The 22,618-nt window shown below is 55.2% G+C and carries 18 protein-coding genes; 13 read left to right on the top strand and 5 right to left on the bottom strand.

The genetic code is table 11. The features are described from left to right. Positions 1-115 precede the first annotated feature (115 nt). The 5 genes from AC23NW_RS02670 (at position 116) to AC23NW_RS02650 (ending at position 7,096) form a co-directional block, all read left to right on the top strand. Positions 116-1,969, top strand: a complete 1,854-nt coding sequence (locus AC23NW_RS02670) for a 3-keto-disaccharide hydrolase (RefSeq protein WP_487447533.1) — start codon at positions 116-118, stop codon at positions 1,967-1,969. A gap of 6 nt (positions 1,970-1,975) precedes the next feature. Then, entirely contained in the window at positions 1,976-3,946 is a 1,971-nt protein-coding gene (locus tag AC23NW_RS02665) for a c-type cytochrome (protein ID WP_487447532.1), read from the top strand. A 71-nt stretch (positions 3,947-4,017) separates the two neighbouring features. Continuing rightward, positions 4,018-5,721, top strand: coding sequence for an ArnT family glycosyltransferase (locus tag AC23NW_RS02660; RefSeq protein ID WP_487447530.1), 1,704 nt, complete (start codon positions 4,018-4,020; stop codon positions 5,719-5,721). Positions 5,722-5,753: 32 nt separating this feature from the next. After that, entirely contained in the window at positions 5,754-6,014 is a 261-nt protein-coding gene (locus tag AC23NW_RS02655; protein WP_293839470.1) for a putative signal transducing protein, read from the top strand. Beyond that, entirely contained in the window at positions 6,011-7,096 is a 1,086-nt protein-coding gene (locus AC23NW_RS02650) for a Gfo/Idh/MocA family protein (protein ID WP_293839467.1), read from the top strand. The genes AC23NW_RS02655 and AC23NW_RS02650 overlap by 4 nt, the downstream gene beginning before the upstream one ends. Positions 7,097-7,215: 119 nt before the next feature. Here AC23NW_RS02650 and AC23NW_RS02645 read toward each other — a convergent pair whose 3' ends face one another. Continuing rightward, on the bottom strand, positions 7,216-7,740 hold the full coding sequence (locus AC23NW_RS02645) for a DUF2911 domain-containing protein (protein WP_487447528.1): 525 nt from the start codon (positions 7,738-7,740) through the stop codon (positions 7,216-7,218). A gap of 126 nt (positions 7,741-7,866) precedes the next feature. Between AC23NW_RS02645 and AC23NW_RS02640 the strand changes: the two genes are divergently transcribed. The 5 genes from AC23NW_RS02640 to AC23NW_RS02620 all read left to right on the top strand — a co-directional run bounded on the left by AC23NW_RS02640 (position 7,867) and on the right by AC23NW_RS02620 (position 15,195). Next, positions 7,867-9,660 (top strand): acyl-CoA dehydrogenase, encoded by a 1,794-nt coding sequence (locus AC23NW_RS02640; RefSeq protein WP_487447527.1) that lies wholly within the window; start codon positions 7,867-7,869, stop codon positions 9,658-9,660. A 103-nt stretch (positions 9,661-9,763) separates the two neighbouring features. Beyond that, positions 9,764-10,972 (top strand): FG-GAP repeat domain-containing protein, encoded by a 1,209-nt coding sequence (locus tag AC23NW_RS02635; protein ID WP_487447525.1) that lies wholly within the window; start codon positions 9,764-9,766, stop codon positions 10,970-10,972. 113 nt (positions 10,973-11,085) lie between these two features. Further along, positions 11,086-12,879, top strand: a complete 1,794-nt coding sequence (locus tag AC23NW_RS02630; protein WP_487447523.1) for an acyl-CoA dehydrogenase — start codon at positions 11,086-11,088, stop codon at positions 12,877-12,879. 24 nt (positions 12,880-12,903) lie between these two features. Continuing rightward, complete coding sequence (locus tag AC23NW_RS02625; protein ID WP_487447522.1) at positions 12,904-14,112, top strand: acyl-CoA dehydrogenase family protein; 1,209 nt, start codon at positions 12,904-12,906, stop codon at positions 14,110-14,112. A gap of 9 nt (positions 14,113-14,121) precedes the next feature. Further along, the gene (locus AC23NW_RS02620; RefSeq protein WP_487447520.1) at positions 14,122-15,195 is read left to right on the top strand and encodes a phosphotransferase family protein; all 1,074 of its coding nucleotides are present in this window, start codon (positions 14,122-14,124) and stop codon (positions 15,193-15,195) included. Here the strand turns inward: AC23NW_RS02620 and AC23NW_RS02615 are convergent, their stop codons facing one another. The 4 genes from AC23NW_RS02615 to AC23NW_RS02600 all read right to left on the bottom strand — a co-directional run bounded on the left by AC23NW_RS02615 (position 15,196) and on the right by AC23NW_RS02600 (position 18,310). Next, the gene (locus AC23NW_RS02615; protein WP_487447518.1) at positions 15,196-16,122 is read right to left on the bottom strand and encodes a 1-phosphofructokinase family hexose kinase; all 927 of its coding nucleotides are present in this window, start codon (positions 16,120-16,122) and stop codon (positions 15,196-15,198) included. Positions 16,123-16,151: 29 nt separating this feature from the next. Further along, complete coding sequence (locus tag AC23NW_RS02610) at positions 16,152-16,496, bottom strand: hypothetical protein (RefSeq protein WP_487447517.1); 345 nt, start codon at positions 16,494-16,496, stop codon at positions 16,152-16,154. 11 nt (positions 16,497-16,507) lie between these two features. Then, positions 16,508-17,200, bottom strand: a complete 693-nt coding sequence (locus AC23NW_RS02605) for a hypothetical protein (RefSeq protein ID WP_487447515.1) — start codon at positions 17,198-17,200, stop codon at positions 16,508-16,510. A 159-nt stretch (positions 17,201-17,359) separates the two neighbouring features. Then, complete coding sequence (locus AC23NW_RS02600) at positions 17,360-18,310, bottom strand: hypothetical protein (protein ID WP_487447513.1); 951 nt, start codon at positions 18,308-18,310, stop codon at positions 17,360-17,362. A 182-nt stretch (positions 18,311-18,492) separates the two neighbouring features. On the opposite strand from AC23NW_RS02600, the gene arfB reads away from it, so the two are divergent. The 3 genes from arfB to AC23NW_RS02585 all read left to right on the top strand — a co-directional run bounded on the left by arfB (position 18,493) and on the right by AC23NW_RS02585 (position 22,558). Beyond that, positions 18,493-18,897, top strand: a complete 405-nt coding sequence (gene arfB, locus AC23NW_RS02595; protein WP_293844232.1) for an alternative ribosome rescue aminoacyl-tRNA hydrolase ArfB — start codon at positions 18,493-18,495, stop codon at positions 18,895-18,897. 454 nt (positions 18,898-19,351) lie between these two features. Beyond that, complete coding sequence (locus AC23NW_RS02590; protein WP_487447512.1) at positions 19,352-20,752, top strand: hypothetical protein; 1,401 nt, start codon at positions 19,352-19,354, stop codon at positions 20,750-20,752. Between the two features lie 306 nt (positions 20,753-21,058). Then, the gene (locus tag AC23NW_RS02585) at positions 21,059-22,558 is read left to right on the top strand and encodes a LamG domain-containing protein (RefSeq protein WP_487447510.1); all 1,500 of its coding nucleotides are present in this window, start codon (positions 21,059-21,061) and stop codon (positions 22,556-22,558) included. The last annotated feature ends 60 nt before the right edge of the window (positions 22,559-22,618 follow it).

Genomic DNA, 22,618 nt, shown 5'->3' with positions numbered 1-22,618 from the left:
CTCCAAAATAAGCGAATCGTAACCAAATTCTAATCGGTATGTAGCCGCTCTTTCGCCGAAAAGCGATAATTTCAACCCTGTTTTTTTCTTTTCTTACTCATTACTACCTATAACAATGTTGCTACGTTTTGCAAGCGTCAGTTGCTGGTTGCTGGGTTTAGGCCTGGCAAGCGCCCAGCCGACCGGACCGAAGCCAACACGTTTACCACTCAACGATCTCAGCGCCTTCCGTCCCGCCCAGGCAAACTGGTCGGTTGTGGGCGATGTGATTGCCAACCCCTACCAGGAAAGCGCCCTGATCGCACAGCCCGGCACTACTGTACTGGCCAATCAGATGCCGAAGCCGACCTACGGCGACCAGTATAACCTCCTGACTAAAATGGAGCATGGTGATCTGGACATCGAACTGGATTACATGATTGCCAAAGGGTCGAACTCGGGCGTTTACCTCCAGGGACGTTACGAAGTACAGCTTTACGACAGCTGGGGCGTTAAAAATCCGACGGTTACGGACAACGGCTCCATCTACGAACGCTGGGACGAATCGCGGCCGAAAGGCACCAAGGGCTTTGAAGGCTATCCGGCCCACCAGAATGCGGGTCGGGCACCGGGCCTCTGGCAACACCTGAAAATTTCGTTTCAGGCGCCCCGCTTTGATGGCAACGGTAAGAAAATTGCCAATGCCCGCATGCTGCGCGTGGAACTGAACGGCGTACTGCTGCACGAAAACGTTGAACTCTACGGCCCGACACGCGCCGCAGCCTTCACCGACGAAAAAGCCGTTGGCCCGCTGATGCTCCAGGGCGATCACGGTTCGGTAGCGTTCCGGAATATTCAGTACACGTCGTACGACAAAGTGCGCCCGGCCGTGTCGGATATTTCGTTTTCGGTTTACAAAGGCCGGTTCGACAAGTTTGACCAGGAACCGGTACTCAGTAAGCTGGCCTTTGACGAAAAAGGCACGGCACCTGAGCTCACCCCGTCGGTCAGCCACCTCGGCAACGACTTTGTGGTGCAGTATAAAGGTATACTGACCGTTAGCGAACCGGGCGAATACGCCTTCGACCTGGCCCTGCACAGCGGTGGCGGTAACCTGAAGATCAATAACCAGACGGTCGTAAAGCCATTCCAGTGGGAAGGCAAAGGCACGGCGACCCTGCCTGCCGGTAAACTGCCGTTTGAGCTGACCTACACCAAAACCGTTGACTGGCTGCCGCCATCGATGCGGCTGGCGGTATCGGGGCCGGGCTTCCGTCAGTTTGTGATGAGCAGCGCCATCGGCGAAGAGCCGGAAACCGATCCGATTCTGGTCGATGCCAACCAAACCCCGATTCTGCGCAGTTTCATGGATCTGCCGGGCATTCAGGGGCCGAAAGGCGGGCCGTACCGTGTCGTACATGCCGTTTCGGTCAGCGGTCCGGAGCAGGTGTACTATACCTATGATCTCGACAACGGTGCGCTCGTACAGGTCTGGCGGGGTCAGTTTCTGGATTCTACGCCGATGTGGCACGACCGCGGCGACGGCTCATCACGGCCGATGGGTATGGTCCAGCAGATGGGCAGACCGGCGTTATTCCTGAGCAAACTGGCCAATAATCAGGCCGAATGGCCGAAAGACACCACCGGCAGCAGCTTCCGTCCGAAAGGCTATGTGCTCGACGCAAACGATAAGCCGACCTTCCGGTATTACACCAACGGCTCACTGGTGAGCGACGCTGTCCGCCCGCTGGAAAACGGTCAGGGTGTTCAGCGCGTCGTGACCATCGAAAACGGAGGCAGCGGCCTGACCGCCCGCCTTGCGGAAGCCGGTGTGATCAAACAGCTCGACAACGGGCTGTACCTGATCGACGGACTGTGGTATATCCGTCCCGACAACGGCACATCGCCGGTTATCCGGACCGTCAACGGCCGGCAGGAGCTGATTGCGCCTGTGGCCAACGGTAAGGTTAGTTACTCACTCTTGTTCTAAACGTCCATGAAAAAACTACATAAATTCCTGTTATCCGCTTGCCTGGCGTCGGCGCTTGTCCTTCCGGCTGTTGCGCAGGAATCTCCGAAAGAGGAAGACTTCTTTAAAATTCTGAAAGTAACGGCTCCTGAAGGCACCCTGCTCGAAGTAGGCGGTCTGACGGTACTGCCCAACGGCGATCTGGGCATAGCCACCCGCCGGGGCGACATCTGGATTGTCGAAAATCCGACGAGCCGCAAGCCCTATTTCCGCAAGTTTGCCAGTGGTCTGCACGAGATTCTGGGCCTCGTCTACAAAGACGGAGCGCTTTACTGCGCCCAGCGCGGCGAGCTCACCAAACTCGTTGATTCCAATAAGGATGGCAAAGCCGATGTGTTTGAAACGGTATATGCCTGGCCGATTTCAGGGCACTACCACGAATACAGCTTCGGGCCTAAAATCGCGCCGGACGGTACGTTTTTCGTGACCGGCAACGTGGCTTTCGGCGACGAAGAATGGTGGCGGGGCGAAAGTCGTGTCCCGTGGCGCGGCTGGACCATGAAAATCAGCGAAGACGGTAAAATGGAGCCGTGGGCGACCGGTATGCGGTCTCCGTGCGGCCTGGGTATCGTTGACGGGGAGCTTTTCTACGCCGACAACCAAGGCGACTGGCAGGGATCGGGCGGGATCATCCATGTGAAGAAAGGCGCCTTCACCGGTCACCCGGGCGGTCTGCGCTGGACCAACATGCCAGGCTCACCGCTGAACCTGACGACAGAGCAGCTGTATGCAAAAGTCAGCCCGCGGCAGAACAAGGACGCCAACGGGCGGTATATCAAGCCGGAAAACGTAGTCAACGAAACGCCGGATCTGCTGTTTGAGGTAAAAAAATCAATTCCGCAGGTGCAATTGCCGGCGGTTTGGCTCCCTCACGGTATCCTGGGCATTTCAAACTCGGAAATCCTGACCATTCCGGAAGGTAACTTCGGGCCGTTTGGCGGGCAGTTGCTGGTCGGCGATCAGGGCATGAGCAAGATTTCGCGGGTAGTTCTGGAAAAGGTAAAAGGCGAGTACCAGGGTGCCGCCATCGAGTTCCGGAATGGTTTCCAGTCGGGTGTACTGCGGATGGCATGGGCCAAAGACGGCTCGCTGTTTGTCGGCGAAACCAACCGTGGCTGGGGCTCAGCCGGTGAAGCGAACGAGGGCCTTCAGCGCCTGGTCTGGAACGGGCAAACACCGTTTGAGATGCGCGCGGTACGGGCCATGCCGGATGGATTTGAAGTAGAATTCACCAAACCGGTTGACCGCAAATCGGCCGAAGATCCGGCTTCCTACAACGTCGAAAGCTTTATTTACAAGTACCATCCGGTATATGGCAGCCCGACGATAAACAAGGAAAAGCATGCGGTTAAAGGGATAAAAGTATCGGAAGACGGCATGAAAGCCCGTCTGGTAGTCGATAACCTGCGCCAGTACTACATCCACCAGCTGACGGTTGACGGTGTGCGTGCGGTTGAAGGTTCGCATTCACTGGTTCACCCGATTGCCTACTACACGCTGAACAACATTCCCGACGGCGCCAAACTGCCCGTCAGCGAATTAGCCCCCGTCCGGCCGGCCAACAAACCAGCCGTTAAACCAGGCAAAACAGCCCCCGTAGGGGCGACCCCAAGTGGTCGCCCAAACACAGCCACAACCAAAGCCCCGACCTACGAAGAAGTCAAAGGCTTATTAACCCGCCACACCTGTCTGGCCTGCCATCAGGCCGACAAGCGTCAGGTGGGTCCGGCTTACCGCGACGTTGCCAAACGGGGATACACCAACGAGCAGATTGTGGACCTGATTCACAATCCGAAGCCGGCGAACTGGCCTGACTACGCGACCGAGATGCCGCCGATGCCACAGGTTCCCCGCGCCGATGCACTGAAAATTGCCGCCTGGATTAACTCACTGGCCGCTCCGGCCAAAGCGTCAAAACCGGCGGAACCAAAGCCGTAAGGCAGATGGTTTAACCGATACAGTCGATAGCCTGGTTTTCTACCGGGCTATTTTTTTTGTTCATTTGTGCCATGATTACCGAATCGTCTGCCGCTTTACCCAACCGGCTTTTTTACAGCCTTGTCGCGTTGGGCGTCATCCTGAATGCACTTGGTCTGGGCTCGTATATCCTCGAACCCGACGGTGCCCTGTACGCTACCATTGCCAAAACCATGGCACAATCCGGCGACTTTGTCAACCTCTACGTTGAAGGGTACGACTGGCTGGACAAACCGCATTTCCCGTTCTGGATCACGGCGATAAGCTATAACCTATTCGGCATCAACTCGTTTGCCTATAAGCTGCCCGGCATTCTGTTCTTCGGCATCGGTGTCTGGTATACCTACCGGTTTGCGCAGCTGGCGTACAGCCGCCTTGTCGCGCAGGTCGCCACCCTGATCCTGCTGACGACCATGCACCTGATCATGTCGAACAACGACGTACGGGCCGAGCCCTTCCTGCTCGGACAGATCATCGGCAGCGTTTTTCATTTTTACCGCATGTTCCTGCGGACGAAAACCAGCCTGACTGACCTGCTGGCGGGCTCATTCTGGGCGGGTTGCGCGCTGATGACCAAAGGGCCGTTTGTGCTTGTGCCGATCGGTGCCGGGCTGGTGATCCACTTTTTCCTGACGGGCAACTGGAAAGAACTTCTGAAATGGCGGTGGTATGCGGCCATTGTCCTGACCATTGCCTTTACACTACCGGAGTTATACACTCTTTATCAACAGTTTGACCTGCATCCGGAGAAAATCGTCTTTGGTAAAACCGGTGTATCGGGCATCCGTTTTTTCTTCTGGGACAGCCAGTTCGGGCGATTTTTTAACACCGGTCCGATCAAAGGCCAGGGCGATAAACTGTTTTTTGTCCATACCCTGCTCTGGGCCTTTCTGCCGTGGTCGCTGCTGCTGTACGCCAGCGTCGGGAAGGTCATTACGGGCCTGGTCCGCCGGCAAAACCCGCTGCCGGAATACGTTTCGTTCGGGTCGGGGCTGATGACGTTTCTGCTGTTCTCGCTGTCGGGCTTCCAGCTCCCGCACTACATGAACATCGTCTTTCCGTTCTTTGCCGTCCTGACGGCGCATTACCTGACGGGCCTGCGTTCGGAGCTGGTGCTGCGCCGCTGGCTGTGGGTGCAGACGGGCATTGCCGTCTTGCTGGCTGTAGTGGCTGTGGCGCTGCTGTTCGTTTTCCGGCCCTCGCAGCTGACCGGTGCGGCCATCTGGATCGGCGTGTTTCTGCTGTTTATCTTCGTTGTGTTCCGGACCAGTGCCATTAGCCCGGTCTGGGGGCATACGAGCCTGTTATCGACCCTGGTTGGCCGGACCGTCGGTGCATCGCTGCTGACATTCGGGTTTTATAATCTGTTTTTCCTGCCCGACCTGCTGCCTTATCAGGCGGGGGGCGAAGCTGCTTTTTACCTCAACCAGACCGGCCCGAAAAACCAGCCTGTCGGCATGTACCGCGACAACTCGTATTCGTTTGAGTTTTACCTCGACCAGCCGGTGCATTACTGGCGCAATCCGGATACGTTACAGACCGCCGCTTCCAGGCAGCCGGTCATTGTGTTCACCCGCCCCGAACGGCTGGACTCGCTTCAGCAACAGGGCTGGACGGTAAAACAACTAAAGTCCTTTTCGTACTTTCATGTCAGTCAGTTAAAGGGCAGTTTTCTCGACCACGAGACGCGGGCGTCTGCTGTGGAGCCGTTTGTTGTAGCCGAAGTCCGGAAATAAGTAGAACCGCTTATCCTTCTGTTTTAAAGTATATGGAAACACCGAATAATATTGAGTTTGTACAGGTTTATGCCGGCAGCATCATGCAGGCCGAAGTCGTGAAAAGCCTGCTGGAAAACGAAGAAATCAACGCGTTCCTGAAAGACGAATTTCTGGGAACGCTGGCTCCCTGGTGGGCGTCGCCGGGCGGCATGGGGGCCGTCAAGGTAATTGTGTCAAAAACAGACGTAGACAAAGCTAAAGCCATTATTGACGCCTATCAGCAAAACGAGCCTGAAGACACGGAATCATGAAAACAATCGTATCGCTTCTCTGGGGCCTGTTCATCATTGGTTTTGCCTGCGCCAAACCGGTCCGCGTAGGTGTCGCCGGTATGACCCACGACCACATCAACCTGGTGTTCGATTACATGAAACACCCCGACGATGTGGAGATCACCGGCTTTGCCGAGCCCAATAAAGAACTGGCCATGCGCCTGCTGAAACAGCACAACCTGCCCGAATCGCTCTGGTTTGCCAGCCTTGATGAGCTGATCCGGAAGACGAAACCCGAAGCGGTGTGCGCGTTCAACTCGATTTACCAGCACCTCGACGTGGTTAAAGCCTGTGCGCCGAAAGGGGTGCATGTAATTGTCGAAAAACCGCTGGCGGTCAGTGTTGATCACCTGAACCAGATGCGCGCGCTCCAGAAAAAGCATGGGATTCACCTGCTGACCAATTTCGAAACCACCTGGTATCCATCACACGCGAAGGTGTGGGATATGGTTAAAACGGAACAAAGCCTCGGTACCCTGCGGAAAGTGGTGATTATGGACGGGCACCGTGGTCCGGTTGAGATCGGGTGTAGCCGCGATTTCACCGGCTGGCTTACCGATCCGGTTCAGAACGGCGGCGGAGCCCTGATCGATTTTGGCTGTTACGGCGCCAACATCATGACGTGGCTCATGGACGGGCAGCGCCCGACTTCAGTCATGGCCGTCACCCAGCAACTGAAACCGGCGATATACCCTAAGGTAGACGACGAAGCGACCATTGTTCTGACCTATCCGACCTGCCAGGCTATTATTCAGGCGTCGTGGAACTGGCCGTTCGACCGCAAGGACACCGAAGTGTATGGCACGAAAGGTATTCTGGTTGCTAACAGGGAAAAAAAGATGAAGTACGTCTCCGGCGAACGCTTCGGCAAAGAGACCTGGCTTGATTTGCAGCCACTGCCACACGCGCGGGCCAATGTGTTTGCGTATCTGGCAGCCGTTGTGCGGGGAGAGATAAAGCCGGAAAAGGACCTGTCGTCGCTTCCGGTGAATGAAGTGGTGGTGGAGATTTTGTCGGCCGCCCGTGAATCGGCGAAGACCGGTAAGGTGGTGCAGTTATGATACTTTAACTTATATTGCTTTCCTCCCCCTAACCCCCTCCAGCGGGGGAAATCGGGCTCAATTTCCCCCGCTGGAGGGGGTTAGGGGGAGGAAAAATTAAACTATTTCCAGAACACTACTTACTTACCGTGCTCCATCACCGGCACGGAAATGCTTACGTTATCCCACGCAATGGCCACACTGTTGTTGGCAGGGGTAATCATCAGTTTTTCTACGACTGCCTTGTTGGCCGTTACCGGTACCTTCACCTGTGCCACATCGCTGCCTTTGATTTTATCGTAGTCATAAGCACCCCACTGACCCAGTTCTTTATTCAGAATAACGGTCCACTCTTTCGGGTTCGGGATCGTAAAGAGTGTGTAGGTACCTGCCTTCACGTGCTTACCGCCAAACATCACATCATTTTTGAAGGTAATCTCCGTGGCTTCATTGGCGCCGGTACGCCATACTTTACCAAATTTCTCAAGGCTGTTCGAGCTTTCTTCCCCAAAAATTACCCGTCCGCGTTTCGACGGCTGACCATAAACAACTTTAATATTTTTGTTGGGGCTCTCGGCCGTAATCTTAGGGCTTGATGGGTTTTGCGCCATCACAAATGAAAAGGCTGATAAGAATACAAGGATAAAAGCGGTTAGCTTTCTCATGATAGAAATTAGTTTGTTTAACGCTGCTTTAACGCCATAAAGTAAGCTATAATTCCTGACCCAATGGTATAATCCGGGCAAATACCTGTATTTTTACTAAGCGACCCGACTAACTAACCTTACTTCATGGCTACTTTTTTTAGCAAACGAAATCTGCAATTCCTGCTGCATGAGGTTTTTGAGGCCGAAAAACTGGCCCAATATCCTTACTTCAGCGCCCACGACCGGGAGACCTTTACCATGGCACTCGACTCGGCCACCTACATTGCCGAAAACCTGATGTACCCGCACCTTAAAGGGGTTGACAAGAATCAGCCCGAGTTGAAAGACGGGCAGGTGAAGGCGCATCCGGCGATCAAACCCTATCTGAAAGCCATGGGCGAATCGGGCCTGATCGGTGCCGGTTTTTCGTTTGAGCACGGGGGGCAGCAACTGCCTGAGCTGATCAGCTCCAGTGTCGGGTTTATTCTGATGGCGGCCAATAACGGCATGATGTACACCGGCCTGACCTCCGGAGCGGCTCACCTGATTACGTCGTTCGGATCGGCAGAATTGCAGGAGCAATATGTACCAAACATGCTCTCGGGTGTCTGGCAAGGTACGATGGCGCTCACTGAGCCACAGGCTGGCAGCTCCCTGTCGGATGTAACAACCTCGGCCACGCCGGTCGATGCTGAGGCGGGAGTCTACAGAATCCGTGGCCAGAAGGTGTTTATCTCTGCCGGTGACCACGATGCCGCCGACAACATCATCCACCTGATGCTGGCCCGGATCGACGGGGCGCCAAAAGGCACCAAAGGCATTTCGCTGTTCGTAGTTCCTAAATACCGGCTGACTGAATCGGGTAAATTTGCCGATAACGACGTTACCTCAACGGGCATTTACCACAAAATGGGTCAGCACGGCGTACCGGCCATGCACCTGACCATGGGCGAGCGCGACGACTGCACCGGCTACTTGGTCGGGCAACCGCACCACGGCCTGTCGTATATGTTCCAGATGATGAACGAAGCCCGGATCGGGGTGGGTATGACCGCAGCGGCGATTGCAACGGCTGCCTATCACGCCGCCCTGCAATACGCCAAAGAACGGCCACAAAGCCGCCGCCTGAACGAGAAAAACCTGCTGGATGCCCCGCAAACGCCGATTATCAACCATCCCGATGTGCGCCGGATGCTCTTGTTCCAGAAAGCGGTTACGGAAGGCTCCCTCTCGATTCTGCTCGAAACGGCCCGCCTGTTCGACCTGTCGTCGGTAGCCGAAGGAGATGACAAGGAAACGTACACCCTGCTGATGGAAATTCTGACACCGGTAGCCAAAACGTTCCCGTCCGAAATGGGGGTGCAGTCGGTGAGTCAGAGCATGCAGACGTTCGGCGGCTATGGCTACACCGAAGACTTTCCGGTCGAGCAGTTGTACCGTGACATCCGGATTACGCCGATTTACGAAGGCACCACCGGTATTCAGGCGCAGGACTTACTGGGGCGGAAAATGACGCTGAAAGGTGGCAAGGCGGCCAAACTGCTCTTTGCCGAGATTGGTAAAACCATCGCCGAAGCCGGCACGCATGATGATCTGAAGCCATATGCCGGTCAAATGGCGGCTGAACTGACGCAGATTCAGGAGATTATGGCGGTATTAATGCCGCACGCAATGGCCGGTAACACCGAGCGGTATCTGGCCGATGCTACGCTTTTTCTGGAATTATTCGGTACGGTGTGCGTGGCCTGGCAATGGCTGAAACAGGCAACCGTTGCCAAACAGGCCCTGCTGACCCACAACCCCGAAGGCGACGAGCTGGCATTCTACGAAGGCAAACTGCACACAATGAAGTTCTATTTCCACTACGAAGTGCCCAAAACCCTCGGCCTGGCCCGACGCCTGAAAGACCCCGAGGTACTGACAATCGTAACCCCGTAGGGGCGACCCCACGTGGTCGCCCGATTGTACGTACCTATTTAAAATAAGAATAACATCCGTAAAGCGGGCGACCACGTGGGGTCGCCCCTACATGTATCAACTCATGAAAGCCTATCTCTGTGCCCTCCTGCTGTGGCCATGCCTGACACTGGCCCAATCGAAAACCCCGAATTTCCGGATTCAGGTGGTTGATAACAAGATCGACATCGGCTACGGCCTGGCCATTGGCGATGTCGACGGAGATAAGCTGCCTGATATTTTGCTGGCGGATCAGAAGGACTTTGTCTGGTACAAGAACCCGGGCAACAAAAACGGCAACTGGGCCCGCTACATCATGGCGCGCAACCTGACACCGCAGGACAATGTCTGCATTGCTGCCCGCGACCTCGACGGCGACGGCAAGGTGGAAGTGGCCGTCGGTGCGGGCTGGAATCCGGCCGAGACGTCGGATACGACCAAATCGGGGGCCGTGTTTTACCTCAACCGCCCCGCCGACCCGACCCAGCAGTGGGAGGCCATCCGGCTGCCGCACGAGGTGACTACTCACCGCATGCGCTGGGCCAGGCTCGGGAAAAATAACCATCAGCTCATTGTAGTTCCACTCCACGGTCGCCACAATAAAAACGGCGAAGGAGCCGGTGTGCGCATCTGGGGCTATGAATTCCCGAAAGACCCGCGCGGACCGTGGCCACGCCACCTCATCGACTCCACCATGCACATGACCCATAATCTTGAGGTCTGGGAAAAAGACTACCTCCCGCACCCGGCCATCATCGCCGGTGGAAAAGAAGGAACAGCCGTCTATGCGTGGCGGAATAAACAATGGAACCGCACCGAGAGCAACGACGACTATTTCAAAGGCGAGGGCGTCGGCGAGGTCAAAATCTATGACGAGGGCATTGCCGCCATCATGCCCATGCACGGCAACCAGCTCAAATTTATTCCGACCCTGCACGACGACGATGCCGACGCGCCGCTGATTGAAATGGACGACGATTCCACCTTTCAGGCGCCGACGCAGATTACCGACAAACTCAGTCAGGGCCACGCGCTCGTTTGCGGCGATTTCCTGAAAATGGAGCGCGACCAGATTATCGTGGGCTGGCGAAACCCGAACGCCGCGCAGCAGGTCGGTGTCCGGATCTTTGTGCCGCAGCCCGATGGCCGCTGGATTGAACAGGTGCTGAACGACAGTGTCCGGATGGCGTGCGAAGACCTGCAGGCCGCTGATCTGGACGGCGACGGTGACCTGGACCTGATTGCGTCCGGCCGCGCCACCCTCAATGTACTTATCTACTGGAACGAAAATTAGCCGCGGCTACTCCCTGTATTCTTTAGTTTTTTGGCCGTAAAGTCCAAAAAATACCCGCATGGCTTTACTTAAGTATGCAAGCATACTACCTTTATGGTTTATGCTTTCCCGGTATGGCTACATTTTATTCGAAGCGGGATCTCCGTTTCCATTTATACGAAGTACAACAAGCGGAAACCCTGCTGCGCTACCCTTACTTTAGGGATCACAGCCGCGAGTCGTTCGATATGGTACTCGACGCGGCCGATCAGATTGCCGCGAAGCTCCTGCATCCCCTGCTGACCGACATGGACCGCGCCGAGCCGCAACTGACCGACGGCAAAATCAGGGTGCATCCGGGCATGAAAGCCATTGTACAGCAGTTCGGGGCTGATGGCTGGATCAATGCTACGTTCAGCTATGACGAGGGCGGGCAGCAACTGCCGGTAACCATCCAGAACAGCGCCGGTTTTATCTTCCAGGCCGCGAATTATTCGGCCAGTGTCTATCCGTTTCTGACTACCGGAGCCGCCAACCTCATCCGTACCTTCGGGTCGCGGGCGCTCATCGACGCCTATACCCCCCGCATGTATACCGGCGAGTGGCAGGGCACCATGGCGCTGACCGAACCAGGTGCGGGCAGTTCGCTTTCCGACATTACCACCTCCGCGACACCAACCGGTCAGGAAGGCGTGTATCACATCCGGGGCGAAAAAATCTTTATCTCCTGCGGCGACCATGATGCCTGCGACAATGTGGTACACCTTATGCTGGCGCGCATCAGCGGTGCACCGGCCGGCGTCAAGGGTATTTCGCTGTTTGTGGTGCCGCAGCAGCGCATCGATGCCAATCAGCAACTGGAGCCGAACGATGTGCTGACGGCCGGTGTCTATCACAAAATGGGCTACAAGGGCGCGCCGATTGCCCATCTTAGCATGGGCAGTAACGGCAACTGCGAAGGCTATCTGGTCGGTGAGCCAAATAAAGGGCTTTCCTACATGTTTCAGATGATGAACGAAGCCCGCGTAGGCGTCGGCATGAACGCAACGGCCATCGGTACGGCCGCGTATTATGCATCGCTCGCCTATGCCGGTCAGCGGCCGCAGGGACGCCGGATTACGGAAAAGGACCCTGCCCTGCCGCAAACGCTCATCATCAACCATGCCGATGTCAAACGGCTGCTGTTGTTCCAGAAATCAGTTGTTGAGGGCTCCCTGTCGTTGCTGTTGTATTGCAGCTACCTCGCTGACCTTGCCCATGTCGAAACGGGCGAAGCCAGGGACAATGCCCTGCTCCTGCTCGACCTGCTGACCCCGGTTGCCAAGTCGTATCCGTCCGAAATGTGCTGCCTGACGACCTCGGCGGCGGTTCAGATTCTGGGCGGGGCAGGCTATACGACCGACTTCCCTGTTGAACAATTTTACCGCGAGGCACGGATTCACCCGATTCACGAGGGGACCACGGCCATTCACGGGCTGGACCTGCTGGGGCGGAAAATCAGTCTGCAACACGGAAAAGCGGCACAGCTTTATTTTGAGGCCGTGATGACAACCATCGCGGAAGCGCAGCAAATACCGGCCCTGCAATCCCTCGCCGATACGCTGAACGCGGTATGCGAGCGCGTCCGGCAGCTGACCGGTCAGTTGCTCGGTCAGGCAAGGGAAAATCCGGAAGCGTTTCTGGCCGATGCCACCCTATATCTGGAGCTGTTCGGCCTCGTAACCATCAGCTGGCGATGGCTGCAACAGGCCATCACGGCCAGTCAGGCGCTGGCCAACGCCCATGCTGCCGATCAGCCGTTTTATCAGGGCAAGATCATGACGGCCCGTTATTTTTTCGACTATGAACTGATTAAAACCGATGCATTGCTACAGCGTCTCAGCGCGCCGGCCCGCGTTACGCTGGAGATGCAACCCGACTGGTTCTGATTTTATATACGTTATCCTTACAATATGGAAACCCTGTTCCTTACTGACCGTCTGCAAACGCTGCTGCCCAGGATAAAGGCATTCGTTGAGCAGGAGCTTTACCCCCTCGAAACACCCGACAACCTGACGCATAACTTTTCGGCGGTTGAGCCGGTCCTGCAACAAAAACGGCAGCTGGTAAAACAGGCCGGTTTGTGGGGGCTTCACCTGCCGGAAGAAGACGGTGGCCTCGGCCTGACCCTGTGTGAGTTCGGGCAGATTAGTGAGATTCTGGCGAAAAGCCCGTTCGGGCATTTTGTGTTTAACACGCAGGCTCCCGACATCGGCAACACCGAACTCATGCACAAATACGCTCCCGCCCACCTGAAGGAAGCCTACCTGCATCCGCTCATGGACGGACAGATCCGGAGTTGTTTCAGCATGACCGAACCCGAGTTTGCCGGCTCAAACCCAACCATGATGGGCACAACCGCCGTAAAAGACGGCGATGCGTACATCATCAACGGCCACAAGTGGTTTACCAGCTCTGCCGACGGTGCGGCGTTTGCCATCGTGATGGCCGTGACCAATCCGGAGGCGGCCCCCCACAAACGCGCCAGCCAGATTCTGGTGCCGATGGATACGCCGGGCGTGCAGTTTATCCGCAATATCTCGGTGATGGGTCATGCCGGCGACAGCTGGGCCAGCCATGCCGAACTGCGCTATGAAAACGTGCGGGTGCCGCAAGCCAACCTGATCGGGCCGGAAGGGGCCGGTTTTCTGCTGGCGCAGGAGCGCCTTGGCCCCGGCCGCATTCACCACTGCATGCGGTTTATCGGCATCGCTGAGCGGAGTTTTGAGCTGATGTGTCAGTATGCCGTGAGCCGCCGGTTGTCGGAAGACAAACTACTGGGCGACATGCAGTTTATTCAGGGATTCATTGCCGAAAGCCGCGCCGAGATTGATGCTGCCCGACTGCTGGTACTCCGCACGGCCAAACACATCGACGAACTGGGCGCCGCTGCTGTCAGGGGCGAAATTTCGATGATCAAGTTCTTCACGGCCAACATGATGCTGCGCGTTGTCGACCGTGCCATCCAGACCCACGGCGCGCTTGGCATGACCAGCGATATTCTGCTGGCATTCTGGTATTCGCACGAGCGGGCCGCCCGTATCTACGACGGTGCCGATGAGGTGCACAAAATGGCGCTGGCCAAAACCATCCTGAAACAGTTTAAAGCACCAAACCCGTAAATCAACACTATGCTTTCTGTGGATCAACCCGTGTCGGTCCGGACGGGCGAAGAACTCGATACCGACCGGCTGAATCAGTACCTGGCTCAGGTAAACCCGGCGATCGGGCCGGTCGCGTCGGTAGCGCAGTTTCCGGGTGGCTACTCCAACCTGACGTATTTTCTGCGCGCTGATGCGACGGAATACGTGCTGCGGAGACCACCGGCCGGCGCTAAAGCCATCAAGGGCGGGCACGACATGGGCCGCGAGTTCCGGATTCTGTCGGCCCTGCAACAGACGGGCTACCATAAAATACCGGCGCCCTTACTCTATTGCGACGATGAGGCCGTACTGGGTTATCCGTTTTACATCATGGAGCGGGTCGAAGGGGTTATTCTGCGGGCGCATCAGGCACGGCAGCTGGCCCAAACGCTGACGGCCGATACCATGCGCCACTTGTCGGAGGCACTCTGCGACAACCTCGCCGAACTGCACGCGATTGACATTGAGGCGACGGGACTGATTCAGATCGGGAAACCGGACGGCTATGTACAGCGACAGATCGAGGGCTGGTACAAACGCTATCAGGCCGCCCAAACAGACGAAATCGCCGTTATGGACGAACTGGCGCACTGGCTACAGCAGCACGTACCGGCCGGGCAAGCACCCACGTTGATTCACAACGATTACAAATACGACAACGTGGTACTGGATGCGCAGAACCTGACCCACATTAAGGCCGTGCTGGACTGGGAGATGACGACGGTCGGCGATCCGCTGATGGATCTGGGCACCACTCTCTCCTACTGGGCCGAAGCCACCGATCAGGATTTTGAAAAGGGCTTTAACCTGTCATGGCTCCCCGGCAATCTGACCCGTCAGGCGTTTGCCGACCGGTATGCGGCGAAGAGCGGACGCGATGTGTCGGAGATTTTGTATTACTATGTATTCGGGTTATTCAAAAACAGTGTGGTACTCCAGCAGATTTACAGCCGCTACAAGAAAGGACTGACCAGCGACCCGCGCTTTGCCGGGCTGCTGATGGGTGTCCGGGCCTTGTCCGACAAAGCCCGGCGCTCCCTCGATGCGCAGCAGATGCGGTAATTACCGGCCCCGGTTAATCCAGGCCAGCAACCGTTCCGCATCCTCTTTTTTAAATAATTCGGTGCCGGGGTTCATCGTAGCGGCGGATCCGCAGGCAACACCCTGACGCACCATGTCGGCATAGGTTTTGCCCTGCGACAGCGCATAGACCATGCCCCCAACCATACTATCACCAGCCCCGACGGTACTCAGTTTCTTGACCGGCGGGGCTGGTATGTGTTCATAACCATCTTTCGTCACCAGCATGGCCCCCTGTGGTCCGAGCGATACCACGACTACTTCACAATTGCCCCGATGAATAATGTCGAGCGCGGCATCGTCAACGTCGCTCAGCTCCAGCTTGTCAGTACCCACCATTTTCGCCAGCTCACCGACGTTTGGTTTAAGTAAAAAAACGCCTTCGTTCGCGGCCGCCCGCAACGGTTCGCCGGACGTATCCAGTATAAACCGGGCGCCGAGCTTTTTCACTTCACGGGCAATCACCGCATAAAAATCAACCGGCAATCCTTCCGGCATGCTGCCGCTGGCCACTACATAGGTTGCCCCGTTCAGCGTGCGCAGGGCCGCGAGGCACACATCGGCTTCGGCACTCGTCAACGCCGGACCGGGCATCCCAAACCGGTATTGGTTGTTGGTGGATGTTTCGGTAACAATAAAGTTTTCCCGCGTACTGCCTTCAATACCAATAATTTGATGGGTAATCCCTTCTTTTTCTACCAGTTCCTGCAACAGCAGTCCCTGCGTACGACCCGACGTAAACAAGGCCAGTGACTCACCGCCCAGCCGCCGGATGGCTTTCGAGACGTTGATACCGCCCCCGCCCGCATCGTGGCGCGGAGCCGCACAGCGTAGTTTCTGCTCCGGCACAAACTGCTCAACGGTTGTGCTGGTATCAACGGCAGGATTTAAGGTTAATGTGACAATCATGTGTTCGGGAGGTTGAATGAAGCCCCAAATTACAGGCTATTCCCGAATTGCCGTATGATTTGTGCCATGCTTTGTAATCCACCGGTCCATTGCCCCTGCGAATAAGGTCCCTGCGCTACATCCTCAATCTGATTAGCCAGCTGCCCCATGAGCGTCCGGACTTTACCCGGATCAGGGTGACCGGCATTAAGTTGATTGCGCAGCTCCGTCAGATCGTCTTTGATATGGCCAAGGTGCGGGTCCTTATCCAGCGCCTGCAACCAGCCGTCAATCATCATAACACCCTGCGCAGGTGAAACTGTCGATGATTCGTTTTGCCGGAACAGGGTCAGCGTATCATCAAGCATGCTTTGTTCCAGATTGTTAGAGCCCATTGCCGTTTCGTTTATTCGTTACCATGCAATTCAGTATTTTCCTGCTGACGACTGGTGTTGTCGTCCATATCGCCAGCCGTGCCACGGCCGGTGCCTGAGGTTTCGTCGTCTTCCACCGCTGATGAGCCTGTACCGTATCCGGAGCCATATGCCCCGCCACCCTGCGTGTTTTCAGCCATGGCCTCATCATCGCCGGGAGTTGCCTGCGTATTGCCCGCATCCGACTGCGTCCGGTACTGTCCGCTAAGCGTACTGGTTGGTGTTGCATCATCTGCCGTTATATTAGCCACACCGGCAATGCTGGTCTGACCAACGGTGCTGGTCATGGGCGCACGACCTGCAGTATTAGCATCACCGCGTTCGCCGCCCAGTTGCCGGCTAAACTCCCGCAGCGCGGCGCTAAGCTCTTTCAGCTGGTTCTGTGCCAGTTCTTCCTGTCCTTTGGCTGCGTCATAGGCGCGGTCCGAGAGCTGTAACAATACATCCTGAATATGATTGCTGTCGGGATTACCCCGCTGTAGTTCAAGTTTGAGTTCGCTGAGCAGGCTTGCAATCGGGTTCGTCGATGCGTCACCACTATGTAGGAAGCTGATCCAGTTATCGATCAGAGAGATGCCATCCTGTGCCGAAACGGCAATTGCCTCTCCGTTAAAGGCCTCAACCGTACGGTCTACCAACTGGCCTGTATGTGCATTCGGGGTCATAACGTTGTTTTGTTGTTTATGCAGTCAGAACCCGCTCCGGCGGTGATTGTTTTCCTTTCCGAGCAAATGACTACATGAATAGTAGAGTAAAACAAAACAGCCCGTCGATAAGCGTCGACGGGCTGTAGAAACTCCCTAACCTATGAAAATAAAAGTCGTTTATCGTACTCTTTCCAGATCTGTCAGCCAGGCCTGTGCAAAGGCTTTGGCCTCCATTACCGGTTCTTTACCCAGGCGGTAGAGGAATTTCCACTCCGCCGGTTTGCGCTGGTGTACCGGATTAACAAACTCCAGCCGGTAACCTTTCTGCACAGTCTGTGCCCCGAAATCCACATCGTTACACAGCGCAATAAATTCGTTTAAGCGTTTTTTCAGCAGCGGACGGGCATCCGAATGCGCATCAAACGCAGCTTTTTGGCTGTGATATTCGGCATTCTGTACTTTGGCATCTGCTATTTTTTCCTTTTCGCCGGCGATGTTGCCCGCCGCCTGTTTCTGTAGTTTACGGTTCTGGTAGGCCAGATACTGCGTTTTAAACGCGGCCGGTTTGCCGGCGGTGGCGCTCAGCATCTTTTTCACATCGCTGATCTCCGTGGCCAGCGCCGTCCGGTCATCCCCCTCCAGACCGGCCAGTTCCTGCTCCTGTTGCTGAAGCTGTGCCCGGACAACCTGCTGAAGCATGGCCGGATCAATCTGTGCATATGCCTGCTGCATCATACCCAGCTGCTGGTTCACCATGCCATCCATCTGCCCGACCGCCTGCTCCTGCGAGGCAATGTTTTCATCGCTGTACCGGTCGTCGTAAGGGTATTTCTGCTTTACCCAACCCAGAAATTCCTTTTTAAACTCAGCGGATTCGCAGTAAGACCGGACCACCTTACCGAGGGCCCGTACTGCCGTTGCCCGGGAGCTTTCCGGAATCCGTCGGGCCATCTGCCGCATGGCATTGGTACTTCTGAACTGAAACCAGCGTTCTTCGGTCAGGTTTTGCAGCGTACCCTGACGCACGTTGTCCATCGTTACCCCCGTATCGGACAACACATCGGCGACACGGGCCGCCATAAGCCACGTGGCTGCCAGTGCCACGCCCAGACCGATCAATTTATTCATGGTAAAAAGAGGAAAGTATTTGTTGTTTGATGGGTCAAAGTTGGGGTATGGGCCGCACACTACCAGCGGCCTCACGGCTGAACCGTCAATCCGGTAACCTGAACTGAAAAAAGTAAAGGCTCAGGTGCTTTCTGAAACATATTGCAGGGTTACTGGTGTTGTCCTCCCGTAACAGACTGTTTATGGACACACAAAAATTACTACCCGAAATCACTTACCAGTTTGCCCGCAGTGGCGGCAAGGGAGGTCAGAACGTCAATAAGGTTTCGACCAAAGCCGAACTGCGCTTCAGCGTCTCCGGCTCAACCGCGCTGACCGACGACGAACGGGCTGTTCTGCTGGAGAAACTCGCCAACAAACTGACCACCGAAGGCGAGCTGGTACTGACGCACCAGACCGAACGGACGCAGCTGGCCAACAAAGAGAAGGTAACGCAGAAATTTCTCCGGCTGATCGCAAAGGCGTTTGAGGTGCCGAAGCCCCGCAAGGCAACCCGGCCAAGCCGGGCGTCGCAGGAAGAGCGCAAGGCCGACAAGAAGAAGCGCGGTGATCTGAAGGCCAGCCGCCGCAAAGTAGCCATCGACTAACCGGCAACACCCATGAAAAGAAGGCAAAATCAGTACGCAGACAAGCTCCTCAAGGCCGTGGTTCCGCTCAGGATACCGCGGCTTTTTTTATGAGTCTCCCCCTAACTCTTGTTTACTTATCTTATCTACAATTACACAAAGGATAAACTTGCGTTGCCATCTCCCACTGGCAAACCTACCCTCAGAAGTAACCTATCACCAAAATAAACCACTTTTGGCAGGATTCGGGTATTGATTGGCAGGATTCGGGTATTGATTTCCCCCCATCCTAGGTACACATGTTGTTACTTTGTAACCCTAAGCATCCTGGTATTATTTACAGCTGGAGGCGTTCTAATTTCTCCTTACCCAGAACGCTTTCAGCGAAATCAGCGACAACACATGACCTTCATGATCACGGGCAAAACCTGTAAGTAATCAATATAATGTCAAACTAAGTTTAACCTTTTGCAAAATGACAACTAATTATTTACCAACCAGGCTACTACTGAAGAAAGTAGCAACTGCATTTTTTCTTACCCTCATCGCGTTCGCTGCGGTGAACGCTCAATCTCCGTGTGCGTTTGTGCCCAAGAACGTCGTGTTGTCCAGTACTGAAGTACCCGCAAATGCAACGGGTACGTACACGCCTGCGGGTACGTACAATGGTGCCCCCCAATGGACCAGCCCCGGAACGCCCGGAGAGGGAGAACTGTTTACCATCCGCTGGACGGGATCCCAATGGGAAATTATTTACAACAAGTACGGGCAATTTGCGACCAGCAATTCAGGGTCAAAAACCAACCTGCCTTGTACGGGTTGGGGTGGATTTGGTGCACTTACGCTCAGCGGGGGGTGTGGGTCTTTGGTAAATCCTGATGCGCCGGTTGTCGATATAGCTCCTTCTTCACAAACCATTATAAGTGGTCAGTCGGCAACGCTGACAGCTTCCGGAGCTGACACATACCTTTGGGATATCTCCCCCGCCAACTCCAACACAACGGTAAGTGTATCACCAACCCAGACAACCGTTTACTCAGTTACCGGCACCTCAAATGGCTGTACCGGCACGGCCTCGGCCACCGTCACCGTTCTATGCGCCCCGCCTACGCAGTACACCGTTACAGGTGGCGGCAGCTATTGTACTGGCGGCAGTGGTGTAGCTATTGGCTTATCAAACTCCGAGTCGGGTGTCACATACCAATTAAAGCTGGGCAACACCAATTCAGGTACAGCGATTCAGGGAACCAATTCGGCTATCTCATTTGGAAGCCAGACCAATACCGGTACCTATACTGTAGAGGCTGCCCGAACAAGTGACGGTTGCAGTTCAACCATGACCGGAAACGCAACCATCACGGTGAACACATCACCAACCGTTACAATAAATCCTTCTGCCACGACCATTACGGGTGGGGATACGTTTTCGCTTACGGCTTCCGGAGCCGGTTCGTATACATGGAACACCGGAGCGAACACGACTGTATTAACAGGCTCTCCCTCAAAACCAACCACTTATACTGTTTTAGGCATGGACCAAAACGGCTGTATTGGCGAGGCATCAGCAACGGTGTCTGTCACCTGTAATCCCGCAATAACGGCCAAGGTTACATCGGTAACCCAAACGGCCGTACTCGGGCCGAACAACTGTTCCGTAGCCCTGAAAGGTGCAGGTTTTGGGACAGGTTTCGTCTTTACCGGCCCAGGCGGCTACGTCTACAGTGCGATCTACCGGCGGGTGGGCAGCTACACCATCAACGGCTTAAACGTGACTCAGCCAGGAACCTATACACTCAAGACGAGCTATAAAAATGCCTGCGACGAAACCAGCGACGCCACCATGACTTATGTCGTCACAGGCGAGGCCTGTAAATAAACCTTTTGTCTCCGATAGTTACTGAGTTGCTGAAGTTCTGCTTCAATACAGACCATCAGCAACTCAGCAACACCAACATGGCCGGACAGGCCAAAACATCTTCACGAATCAACCAAGGTATCAGACTTTATGTCCGGAATTAACAGTAGTTATCATCTTATCCAGTATTGTACCCTCAGTAAGCCATCACCGTTTAACATAATCAGACTAATGGTTTTAATCCTGATTCTCATATCAGGGCCGGCTGGCCGGATTGCTTTGGCACAGCGGCAAATCATAGTCCCGAATTCACCTCTAACTCCCCGTGTGGCAGATAACACGGCCAACCTACAGACCTCATCATGTTCGGTGCCGCTTACACGCATCGATACATATAGCTTTAGTAATGATAACTACAACGGCTCCTATCTTGTCAATGGTACGATTAACGGTGCTCCTTCCTGGAAAATGGATAGCCAGATCATCCAGTGGACGGGTACCGAATGGCAGATTTATCATACCGTTTACAAAACAGTGCTGGCCACCAATAAAGGAGGGTCGCCGTCGTATATCCCCTGCGATGGCTGGTCGTCCGGCAGCGGTTATCCTTATCTGACAGTAGGCTGTGGTGCCTTGTCGAGCCCGTCAGTACGGATTACACCCAACACTCCGACCATCAACGCCGGACAAAACCTCACCCTGACGGCAACCGGTACGGGCACAACCTACCGCTGGAGCAACGGACAGACCGATGCAGAAGTGGTCGTTGCCCCAGCCAGCACAACCACGCTCTCCGTAACGGCAACAACCGGCGACTGTTCGGCAACAGCAAGTACTACCGTTACTGTGCGGGCCAAAGGCGCCGCGCTAAACTTCGCGACGGGCAACTACGTCGCAACCGGCCTCAACGGGGTTGCCGGCAATTCGGCGCGCACCGTTGAAGCCTGGATTAAAACCTCTGCAACCACCGACTCCTACATCATGGACTGGGGCAATACCAGCGCAGGCGGTCGCTGGGGATTTGTTATGCGGAACACAGGGTATCTGGCGGTCTATCTGGGCGGGGCAAACGTAACAGGCAGCTATGCGGTAAATGATGGTAAATGGCACCATGTAGCTGTTAGTACGGATCCAGCCGCCAGTACAGCGGTCTCGTTTTACATTGATGGTGTGCTGAAAGAAACCAAATCCCTGCCTGCCAGCCTGACAACCCTGAATACGGTTGGTGATGAAATCTACGTGGGAGCAACCAAATCGATGAGCAGTTATTTTGTCGGTACGCTGGACGAAGTACGCATCTGGGATCGTGCGCTTCCTGAATATGAGATTGCCCTGAATTATGCCTGTCAGCTTAATCCGGCTACGCAAACGGGTTTACGGGCTTATTATACGTTCAATCAGGGGGATGATGGAGGAACCAATACCAGCGTCACCAGCCTGAGCAATCTGGCCAATGCCCAGAATAGCGGCACGCTGAAAAACTTTAGCCTTACTGGCAGTACGTCCAACTGGGTCGCGCCGGGGGGTGTATCCTCGTCAAATACCTGTACGGGCACCCTGTCGCTGACGGCTACACCACCGGCATCGGTGGTACTTGGCGGGGCCAATTGTCCCGGCCGGACTACCTTTACCGGTACAGGACGATGGTTTGCCGTTACTGGCCCGGGAAACTATCTCGGCATTAAGGGATTCCGTGCCCCCGTCATTAACCGGCTTCTTGGGGTTACTGACTTACGTACGGCCGGTACGTATTACATTGTAGTGTATGATACGCCTGGCACCCCACCGTTTATCACTTCATTCCAGGTTACCGGTAGCTGCCCATAACGTTTACAGCCTACCCGATATATGTTTCAATCATCACGTTTGTTAATCGCTTCACCCTCC

Source organism: Arsenicibacter sp. R0_47 (genome assembly GCF_057652235.1).
The sequence above is the reverse complement of the archived record's forward strand: the minus strand, read 5'-3'. Positions and strand labels throughout refer to the sequence as shown.

Excerpts from the sequence above, each read along its gene's own strand:
- AC23NW_RS02670 (WP_487447533.1), top strand. The coding sequence starts at position 116 with ATGTTGCTACGTTTTGCAAGCGTCAGTTGCTGGTTGCTGGGTTTAGGC.
- AC23NW_RS02665 (WP_487447532.1), top strand. The coding sequence starts at position 1,976 with ATGAAAAAACTACATAAATTCCTGTTATCCGCTTGCCTGGCGTCGGCG.
- AC23NW_RS02660 (WP_487447530.1), top strand. The coding sequence starts at position 4,018 with ATGATTACCGAATCGTCTGCCGCTTTACCCAACCGGCTTTTTTACAGC.
- AC23NW_RS02655 (WP_293839470.1), top strand. The coding sequence starts at position 5,754 with ATGGAAACACCGAATAATATTGAGTTTGTACAGGTTTATGCCGGCAGC.
- AC23NW_RS02650 (WP_293839467.1), top strand. The coding sequence starts at position 6,011 with ATGAAAACAATCGTATCGCTTCTCTGGGGCCTGTTCATCATTGGTTTT.
- AC23NW_RS02645 (WP_487447528.1), bottom strand. The coding sequence starts at position 7,740 with ATGAGAAAGCTAACCGCTTTTATCCTTGTATTCTTATCAGCCTTTTCA.
- AC23NW_RS02640 (WP_487447527.1), top strand. The coding sequence starts at position 7,867 with ATGGCTACTTTTTTTAGCAAACGAAATCTGCAATTCCTGCTGCATGAG.
- AC23NW_RS02635 (WP_487447525.1), top strand. The coding sequence starts at position 9,764 with ATGAAAGCCTATCTCTGTGCCCTCCTGCTGTGGCCATGCCTGACACTG.
- AC23NW_RS02630 (WP_487447523.1), top strand. The coding sequence starts at position 11,086 with ATGGCTACATTTTATTCGAAGCGGGATCTCCGTTTCCATTTATACGAA.
- AC23NW_RS02625 (WP_487447522.1), top strand. The coding sequence starts at position 12,904 with ATGGAAACCCTGTTCCTTACTGACCGTCTGCAAACGCTGCTGCCCAGG.
- AC23NW_RS02620 (WP_487447520.1), top strand. The coding sequence starts at position 14,122 with ATGCTTTCTGTGGATCAACCCGTGTCGGTCCGGACGGGCGAAGAACTC.
- AC23NW_RS02615 (WP_487447518.1), bottom strand. The coding sequence starts at position 16,122 with ATGATTGTCACATTAACCTTAAATCCTGCCGTTGATACCAGCACAACC.
- AC23NW_RS02610 (WP_487447517.1), bottom strand. The coding sequence starts at position 16,496 with ATGGGCTCTAACAATCTGGAACAAAGCATGCTTGATGATACGCTGACC.
- AC23NW_RS02605 (WP_487447515.1), bottom strand. The coding sequence starts at position 17,200 with ATGACCCCGAATGCACATACAGGCCAGTTGGTAGACCGTACGGTTGAG.
- AC23NW_RS02600 (WP_487447513.1), bottom strand. The coding sequence starts at position 18,310 with ATGAATAAATTGATCGGTCTGGGCGTGGCACTGGCAGCCACGTGGCTT.
- arfB (WP_293844232.1), top strand. The coding sequence starts at position 18,493 with ATGGACACACAAAAATTACTACCCGAAATCACTTACCAGTTTGCCCGC.
- AC23NW_RS02590 (WP_487447512.1), top strand. The coding sequence starts at position 19,352 with ATGACAACTAATTATTTACCAACCAGGCTACTACTGAAGAAAGTAGCA.